This window comes from uncultured Chitinophaga sp. (assembly GCF_937874145.1).
GTDB lineage: Bacteria > Bacteroidota > Bacteroidia > Chitinophagales > Chitinophagaceae > Chitinophaga.
The window spans coordinates 1-7,561 of the sequence record NZ_CALNBI010000292.1 but is presented as its reverse complement, the minus strand read 5'-3'; the positions used below and the strand labels follow the sequence as shown (position 1 = coordinate 7,561).

Annotated in this window: 10 protein-coding genes; 6 read left to right on the top strand and 4 right to left on the bottom strand. The window is 55.2% G+C overall.

Annotated elements, in window-relative coordinates:
• A partial coding sequence (locus tag Q0510_RS14430; protein WP_298713088.1) for an efflux RND transporter permease subunit occupies positions 1-1,319 on the top strand: 1,319 nt, incomplete at its 5' end.
• Between the two features lie 120 nt (positions 1,320-1,439).
• Here the strand turns inward: Q0510_RS14430 and proC are convergent.
• From proC to dusB, 3 genes are all read right to left on the bottom strand, one after another.
• Positions 1,440-2,240 (bottom strand): pyrroline-5-carboxylate reductase, encoded by an 801-nt coding sequence (gene proC / locus Q0510_RS14425; protein WP_298713085.1) that lies wholly within the window; start codon positions 2,238-2,240, stop codon positions 1,440-1,442.
• Positions 2,241-2,376: 136 nt separating this feature from the next.
• Positions 2,377-2,946: an HNH endonuclease gene (locus Q0510_RS14420; RefSeq protein ID WP_298713082.1), complete on the bottom strand. Its 570-nt coding sequence runs from the start codon at positions 2,944-2,946 to the stop codon at positions 2,377-2,379.
• 33 nt (positions 2,947-2,979) lie between these two features.
• Positions 2,980-4,050, bottom strand: coding sequence for a tRNA dihydrouridine synthase DusB (dusB, locus tag Q0510_RS14415; RefSeq protein WP_298713079.1), 1,071 nt, complete (start codon positions 4,048-4,050; stop codon positions 2,980-2,982).
• An 81-nt stretch (positions 4,051-4,131) separates the two neighbouring features.
• On the opposite strand from dusB, the gene Q0510_RS14410 reads away from it, so the two are divergent.
• From Q0510_RS14410 to Q0510_RS14390, 5 genes are all read left to right on the top strand, one after another.
• Complete coding sequence (locus Q0510_RS14410; protein ID WP_298713076.1) at positions 4,132-5,055, top strand: CPBP family intramembrane glutamic endopeptidase; 924 nt, start codon at positions 4,132-4,134, stop codon at positions 5,053-5,055.
• A 4-nt stretch (positions 5,056-5,059) separates the two neighbouring features.
• Positions 5,060-5,290, top strand: a complete 231-nt coding sequence (locus Q0510_RS14405) for a DUF2007 domain-containing protein (protein WP_298713073.1) — start codon at positions 5,060-5,062, stop codon at positions 5,288-5,290.
• Between the two features lie 39 nt (positions 5,291-5,329).
• Positions 5,330-6,190 (top strand): phosphatidate cytidylyltransferase, encoded by an 861-nt coding sequence (locus Q0510_RS14400; protein WP_298713070.1) that lies wholly within the window; start codon positions 5,330-5,332, stop codon positions 6,188-6,190.
• Positions 6,191-6,251: 61 nt separating this feature from the next.
• Positions 6,252-6,908: a phosphatidylserine decarboxylase family protein gene (locus Q0510_RS14395; RefSeq protein WP_298713067.1), complete on the top strand. Its 657-nt coding sequence runs from the start codon at positions 6,252-6,254 to the stop codon at positions 6,906-6,908.
• Between the two features lie 62 nt (positions 6,909-6,970).
• A complete protein-coding gene (locus Q0510_RS14390) occupies positions 6,971-7,219 on the top strand; it encodes a hypothetical protein (RefSeq protein WP_298713065.1) in 249 nt (82 codons plus the stop codon).
• Positions 7,220-7,283: 64 nt separating this feature from the next.
• Here Q0510_RS14390 and Q0510_RS14385 read toward each other — a convergent pair.
• On the bottom strand, positions 7,284-7,561 hold a 278-nt coding region (locus Q0510_RS14385; RefSeq protein WP_298713063.1), incomplete at its 5' end, for an HAD-IA family hydrolase.

Below are 7,561 nucleotides of genomic sequence, written 5' to 3'. Positions count from 1 at the left end.
CCGTGCAGCTGGTGGATCTGCACCAACGTGAAGCGGCAGACATCCTGGCTTCTAAAATGAAGAAGGAACTGAAGGAAATCCTGCCCGGCGTGAAAGTGAAAACCACTTCCGTGAGCATCATGGGTACGGCGGAACGTGCGCCGATTGATGTGATCGTAATGGGTACCGATCTCGACAGCGTGTTCAAATTCGCGAAAGCGGGTATGGCAGAGCTGCAGAAGATTGAAGGCGCCACCGAGGTGAAGCTTTCCGTGGAAGAAGGCAACCCCGAGATCAATGTGCAGGTAGACCGTGATAAGATGTCGGCCCTCGGCCTCACCCTTGAAAACGTGGGTGGTACGATGCAGACGGCATTCAGCGGAACGGCCGATGACTCGAAGGTGAAATTCCGGCAGGGTGAATATGAATATGACATCAACATCCGTTTCGGCGACTTCAACCGCCGCAACATCCAGGACGTTTCCAATATCGATTTCAAGAACGACAAGGGGGAACTGGTGAAACTGGCGCAATTCGCGACCATCACCGAAGGTTCCGGTCCGAGCCGCCTCGAGCGCCGCGACAAGAGCACCTCCGTTTCCATCCAGAGCCAGGTGATGGGTAAGCCCGCCGGTACCGTAACGCAGGAGTTCGTGGCCAAACTGAACCAGCTGGAGAAACCCATGGGCGTGAGCTTCGTGCTCGGCGGCGATGCGGAAAACCAGGGCGACTCCTTCTCCACCCTCGGCGTGGCGTTGCTCATCTCCATCATCATGGTGTACCTGATCATGGTGGCGCTGTACGACAACTACATCTATCCTTTCGTGGTGATGTTCTCGATCCCGCTGGCGATCATCGGTGCCTTGCTGGCGCTGGCGCTGACCAACAACACGCTGAACATCTTCACCATCCTGGGTATGATCATGCTGATCGGCCTGGTGGCGAAGAACGCGATCATCCTTGTAGACTTCACCAACCAGATGAAGGAAGAAGGCCAGAGCACGTACGACGCGCTGATCCACGCCAACCACGCCCGTCTTCGCCCGATTCTCATGACCACCATCGCGATGGTGATCGGTATGTTGCCGATCGCATTGGCGACAGGCGGTGTGGCTTCGACCAAGAACGGCCTGGCCTGGGTAATCATTGGTGGTTTGATCACGTCGATGTTCCTCACGCTGATCGTGGTGCCGGTGATTTACTATGTGGTAGACAAGGTGATGGCGAAGTTCGGTATGGGGCGTATTTCCAAGAAGCGTTACATCCGCCAGCGGATGGTGGCGCCTACGGAAACGGAAATGGAAGCGCGGGATTTGCAGTCCGCCTCCATGATGAACTGATAAAATACTTGCATAAGTGATAATAGTGTTACAAACAGTGTAACAGTTGTAGGTTTAACTAAATGGCCGGGATAATCTTATCCCGGCCTTGTTGTTTTTATGCAAGTATGTAAAAGGAAATTATCCTTTGATGATTTTGTTATACGAGCTGGTGATGCCTTTGATGAGGGAGGAGCTGAAGCCCTGGTGTTCCATTTCGTTGAGGCCGGCGATGGTGCAGCCTTTGGGTGTGGTTACCTTATCGATTTCCGCTTCCGGGTGGCGGTTGCCTTTGATGAGCAGTTCTGCGGCGCCTTTCACGGTTTGGGCGGCGATGAGGTTGGCGGTGGCGGCGTCGAAGCCGATTTCGATACCGCCCTGTATGGAGGCGCGGATGAAGCGGAGGGCGTAGGCGATGCCGCAGGCGCCGAGTACGGTGGCAGCGTCCATGAGTTTTTCGTCGATGGCGACGGTAACGCCCAGCTGGTCGAACATTTCTTTCACGAAAGCGGTTTGTTCTTCGGTGACGTTGCGGCCGCAGATGCAGGTGATGGATTCCCGGATGGCGATGGCGGTGTTGGGCATGGCCCGGAAGATGGGCAGGCCGGGGAGGGTGATTCTTTCGAGGTCATCGAGGAGGACGCCGGTAACGACCGAGATAAGGAGTTGTTTTTCGGCGTCGAAGCTGGCGCGGAGTTCGGTGAGGACTTCTTTAACGTTATATGGTTTGAGGGCCACCACCACCACGTCTGCTTCGCGGATGGCTTTTGCGTTATCGGATTCAACATGAACGCCCTGCTCGCGCAATGCGGCCAGGGTAGCGACGTTGCGCTTGGTGACGGTGATTTCTCCGGCTTTGGAGAAACCGCTTTTAAGGAGGCCTTCCGCGATGGCGGACCCGAGGTTGCCGCCGCCGATGATGGCGATTTTCTTGCCTGACATAGTCTACTGATTTGGAAGAGTAAGGTACGGTAAAACCCCCGTTCCTGCAAACCCTGTAAAAATGAGAAGGCCCCCGGTGCCGGGGGCCTTCGTCAGACAACATCAAAAAATATGACCATTCCTGATGACTCAGGCGTTAATCCAATGTTACGTGGCTCCAGTTTTCGCCGCTCTTGATCCGGTACAGCTGCATTTCGCTGATCGAAAACTGCTCGGCGATCTGTTTCATCGTTTTGCGCCCCGGCTTGTGCAGCAGGCGCTTGATGCTTTTCACCTTGGCGATGTTCAGTTTCAGCCCTTTGGTACGGTGGCGCTGGAGCTCCTTGTACGCCAGCTTGGCCGGGCTGTTCTGCTGGTGCTGTTCCATTTCCTCCTTGGTGGCCCAGCGGAGGTTGGCGATTTTATTGTTCTTTTTATCGTAGTCGAGATGGATAACGTATTTCTGTGAGCGGCTGGTTTTGGGGATGAACAGGCGCGCCACTTCGCGGTGCAGGTAGAGGGACTGGTACGTGTCTGCAGGCTTGATGTTGAGAACAGTGTAGCCTTCCACGGTGGATCCGTTTAAAAGGCGGCCCTCTTCTTTGCTTTCCTGGTAACTCATTACTCTTCCCATATTGGAAACCGCGTAGCGTTTACGCAGGGCAGATTTGTTTTTAATCTGCAAGTCTTTCCAGACCTCATTTTTCAAATTTTTGATTGTGGCCATTGTGAAAGCAATTTATATGGTTCATTTCTGGGGTCAGTCCGGAACGTCACAGGTGAGTGCTCTTTCCGGTAGGTTTGCTGTTGCTTCTATGCCAGCCATTGGGGCCATCGTCCGCTCAAATATATGATCTTTGTACTGATATGCTACGGCATCGAGGACCGCTTCGATCCCTTCCGCTGTATTGCAAGTTACTAATTGTGAACGGAATTCCTTGATATGGGGCAGCCCTTTCAGGTAATTCGTATAATGCCTCCTCATTTCGAGGATGCCGACCACTTCTCCCTTCCATTGGATGGAGCGGCGGAGGTGTTCCTTGCAGACGTCTACCCGCTCGGCGACGGTAGGCGGCGGCAGGTGCTGGCCGGTGCGCATGTAATGTTTGATTTCGTTGAAGATCCAGGGGTAACCGATGGCCGCGCGGCCGATCATCACCCCGTCTACCCCGTACTTCTCCCTGGCGGCTACCGCCTGTTCGGGTGTACAGATGTCGCCGTTGCCGAAGATGGGGATATGGATTTTCGGGTTGTTTTTCACTTTGCCGATGAGCGTCCAGTCTGCATGCCCCTTGTAAATCTGCGTGCGGGTGCGCCCGTGGATGGTGAGGGCTTTGATGCCTACGTCCTGGAGCCTTTCGGCGACTTCTTCGATGTTTTTGGTGTCGTCATCCCACCCCAGGCGGGTTTTAACCGTAACGGGGAGTTTTGTGGCCTTTACGACGGCTTCCGTGAGGCGGACCATCTTGGGGATATCCTTGAGGATGCCGGCGCCGGCGCCTTTGCAGGTGACTTTCTTAACCGGGCAGCCGAAGTTGATATCAAGGAGGTCGGGGTTGGCGGCTTCCACGATCTGGGCGGCCATGGCCATGGGCTCTTCGTCGCCCCCGAAGATCTGGATGCCGACCGGGCGCTCGAACTCGAAAATGTCGAGTTTCATACGGCTTTTTATGGCGTCGCGGATGAGGCCTTCCGAGGAAATGAATTCGGAATACATGAGGTCGGCCCCCTCGCGTTTACATACCGCCCTGAACGGCGGATCGCTTACATCTTCCATGGGCGCCAGCAAAAGCGGAAATTCACCCAGTTCTATATCTCCAATTTTCACCATATTAAAACAGGCTGCCAGAATTTTATCGGTCAAAACTGACAAATGCCCTGTAAATTTACGCAAATTTAGCACAGCGAAAGTATGATGGACTTTATACGGAAGGCTTCCCCGTTCGGGCAACTGGCGATTTTATTGGGACTGATGTCGGTATTCTTCATGGGATACGGGCTTATCATGACCGGGGTGTTCCCGGCTATCAGCGGGGGCTATACGATGCTGCAGTCGCAGGACCCCAAGGTGATGGCGGTCCCTTCCGTAGCCGCCGCACTTCGTATATCGCAGTTTTTGTATACGTTCACGGTGTTCCTCCTCCCGGGGGCGCTGTTCGCCCTGGCGATGGAGCGCCCGGCGCATTACCTTGGCCTGAACAGGGGGCTCCCCTTCCTGCAGCTGATCCTGTCGCTGCTGGTGCTGCTGTGTTGCCTGCAACTGGTAGGCGCTTCGGCCGACTGGAACAAAATGGTGGGGCTGCCGCAATCTTTCCACGACATGGAAAAAATGGCGGAAAAGCAGGCCAAAGCCCTCCTGCAGATGCCCAACAGCTGGACGATGATCCGCAACCTCTTCCTGATGGCGCTCATGCCGGCCATCGCCGAGGAGGTATTTTTCCGGGGATGCCTGCAGCGGGTGATCCGGAAACTGGTGCGCAACGGCTGGGTGGCCGTGATCGTCACCGCCCTCATCTTCTCCGCTATCCACCTTCAATTCGTTACCTTCCTGCCCCGTGTTGTGCTGGGCTTCGTGATCGGCGCGGTGTTCCTCGTTACGGGAAACCTCTGGCTGTCCATCGCGGCGCATTTCCTGAACAACGGCATGCAGGTGGTATTGTTTTATCTTTACCAGAACAAACTCATCAGCAAAGATCCCGCCGCCGAAGAAGCGGTGCCGTTCTACCTCGCCGTTTTGAGCGCCGTGATCACCGGGCTCCTCATCTGGAGGCTCGCGCAACGCGCCAGGCAGAACGGCTATAACTGGAAGACGGCGGAGGTCGAGGCAAAAAACTGATACTATGGAAAAAGATTGGGTAAAAGTGTATGCGAGCAACATCGCCTACGAATCCGAAATCATCCGCGGCATGCTCGTGGAAAACGGTATTGAAGCGGTCATCGTTCCGCGGCAGGATTCCTCCTTCGTGACCATGCTGCCCGGAATGGACGAAGTGTACGTGCATATCTCCAACGAGGCGCAGGCCAAACAGCTGATCGCCGAAAGCCGTCCCGAACCCGGAACAACGGAATAAGCCGGGGGCCATAAACCCGGTTTCACTTTAATACAACACATGAAGACTTTCATCACGCGGACCATCACCGCCCTGTTTTTCGTGGCCATTATGCTGGGAGGCATTTTATGGTCGCCCCTATCCTTCTTCCTCCTGTTTTTCCTGGTCAATTTCTTCGCGTTGCAGGAGTACGCCAAGCTGGTCCGCCATATCGACGCCGACTACACGGAAATCTCTTCCTGGCACCGCTACGGCGCCCTGATCGCCGGCTGCGCCATGATGCTGGCGTTCACCGGTTCGAATTTCGAGCGCAACGGGCTGTCGCTCGGGGAGATCGGCTGGGCGATGTCGTTCGTTTTCATCCTGATACTGCCGTTGGGGGAAATCCTCATGGGCAAGACCTTCTCGCTGAAAACCATCGGGTATTCGCTGCTGGGGCTCATGTACGTGACGGTTCCCTTCGGCCTCCTGGTGGATCTGAGCTTCACGGAGGTGCCGGGGCACCATGCGCCGGGGTATCTCATCCCGCTGCTGCTCATCTGTTTTATCTGGATCAACGACACCATGGCTTATATCGTGGGCTCCCTCATCGGCCGGACGCCCTTCGCTCCCACCATTTCTCCCAAAAAGACGATCGAAGGCACCGTGGGCGGGATGATCCTGGCCGTGGCCGCCGCGGGCGTTTTCGGGCATTTCTGGGGGCATCAGTGGTTGCCGCTGCAGCACTGGATCGCGCTGTCGGCCATCGCGGCGGTATTCGGCACGGCGGGCGACCTGCTGGAGTCGCGGCTGAAAAGGCTGGCCGGGGTGAAGGATTCGGGGAACATCATGCCGGGGCACGGCGGATTCCTCGACCGCTTCGATTCCCTGCTGGTGGCTGCGCCCTTCGCCTGGATCTATGTCAGCCTGTTTGTCCGATAAATATTTTTCTTCATACCTTCGTACCGCCTGATTAAAGGGCCAGATAAAAATCTACAGAATCATGACGATCCATCGTGAGGGCACCGCTACCATCGCCCTAACATTCGCCGTACTGGCGCTGCTTAACATCGCAGTGTTTTATTTCCTTTACGATTCGCCGGTAATGTGCTGGACGATACTGGGAATCTCCCTCGTATTTTTCCTGTTCATCGTATCGTTTTTCCGCATCCCTTCCCGCGAAATGCAATTCGACGAAAAACAGGTGATTGCCCCGGCAGACGGGAAGATCGTGGTGATCGAAGAAACCGTGGAAGGGGAATACTTCAAGGATAAGCGCCTGCAGGTGTCCATCTTCATGAGCCCCGCCAACGTACACGTGAACCGCAACCCCATCAGCGGCAGCGTGAAGCTGAGCCAATACCACGCCGGCAAGTACCTCGTGGCCTGGCACCCGAAAGCTTCCACCGAGAACGAACGCCATACGGTTGTTATCGGCAACGGCAAAACCGACATCCTGGTACGCCAGATCGCCGGAGCCCTCGCCCGCCGCATCGTGAACTACCTGAAGCCCGGCATGGAAGTGAAGCAGAATACAGAGATGGGTTTCATCAAATTCGGCTCCCGCGTGGACATCTACCTGCCCGTAGGCACCAAAGTGAACGTGAACCTCGAGCAAATCGTTCGTGGCGGCCAGACCGTTATCGCAGAATTGGCTTGATAATTTTTTTAACGTTTCTTTTCCAAACGGAAAGCGTATCTTCAATTACACAAAAGCACCGCATGAAGCCATTCTTTCTGATGCTCTCCGCCGCAGCGCTTATCGCCGGCCCTGCCCTCGCCCAGGAAAAGCCTGTGGCAAAAAAGAAGGCTCCCGCCCAAAAGGAAGAAGCCTGCAATAAGGGTAAAGATGCATCCTGCTGTAAACAGGAAACCGCCGCCAAAGGCAAATCCTGCTGCATGCCGATGCCGTCCAGGGCAGAAGCCGCCAAAGCAGCGGCAGCTAAGAAGAAAACAGCGGATAAAAGCTAGTAAATTTTGCAGCCATTATATTGGGAAGTCCCGGTAGCGATTGTTACCGGGATTTTTTATGCCCCTACAGGATGTTCTTCAGCTCGGACAGCGTTTTGATCGTGTAAGTCGGGGTAACGCCCGCCTGTACCACGCCCGGCGCGAAATACACCTGGTCCATACCCGCCTGCTGCGCCCCGAGGATATCCACTTCCAACGTATCGCCGATCATGATGCTGTCCGCCGCCGTTGTGTTGGACAACTGCATGGCATAATCGAAGATCGCTTTATGCGGCTTCAGGATGCCCGCGCTCTCCGACGTTACGATATGGGTGAAGTAATGCCCGATCTTCGAATGCTCCA

Coding starts and splice junctions, on each gene's coding strand:
- Q0510_RS14420 (WP_298713082.1), bottom strand. CDS start 2,946: ATGGCCACAATCAAAAATTTGAAAAATGAGGTCTGGAAAGACTTGCAG.
- Q0510_RS14395 (WP_298713067.1), top strand. CDS start 6,252: ATGACGATCCATCGTGAGGGCACCGCTACCATCGCCCTAACATTCGCC.
- Q0510_RS14405 (WP_298713073.1), top strand. CDS start 5,060: ATGGAAAAAGATTGGGTAAAAGTGTATGCGAGCAACATCGCCTACGAA.
- Q0510_RS14400 (WP_298713070.1), top strand. CDS start 5,330: ATGAAGACTTTCATCACGCGGACCATCACCGCCCTGTTTTTCGTGGCC.
- proC (WP_298713085.1), bottom strand. CDS start 2,240: ATGTCAGGCAAGAAAATCGCCATCATCGGCGGCGGCAACCTCGGGTCC.
- Q0510_RS14410 (WP_298713076.1), top strand. CDS start 4,132: ATGATGGACTTTATACGGAAGGCTTCCCCGTTCGGGCAACTGGCGATT.
- dusB (WP_298713079.1), bottom strand. CDS start 4,050: ATGGTGAAAATTGGAGATATAGAACTGGGTGAATTTCCGCTTTTGCTG.
- Q0510_RS14390 (WP_298713065.1), top strand. CDS start 6,971: ATGAAGCCATTCTTTCTGATGCTCTCCGCCGCAGCGCTTATCGCCGGC.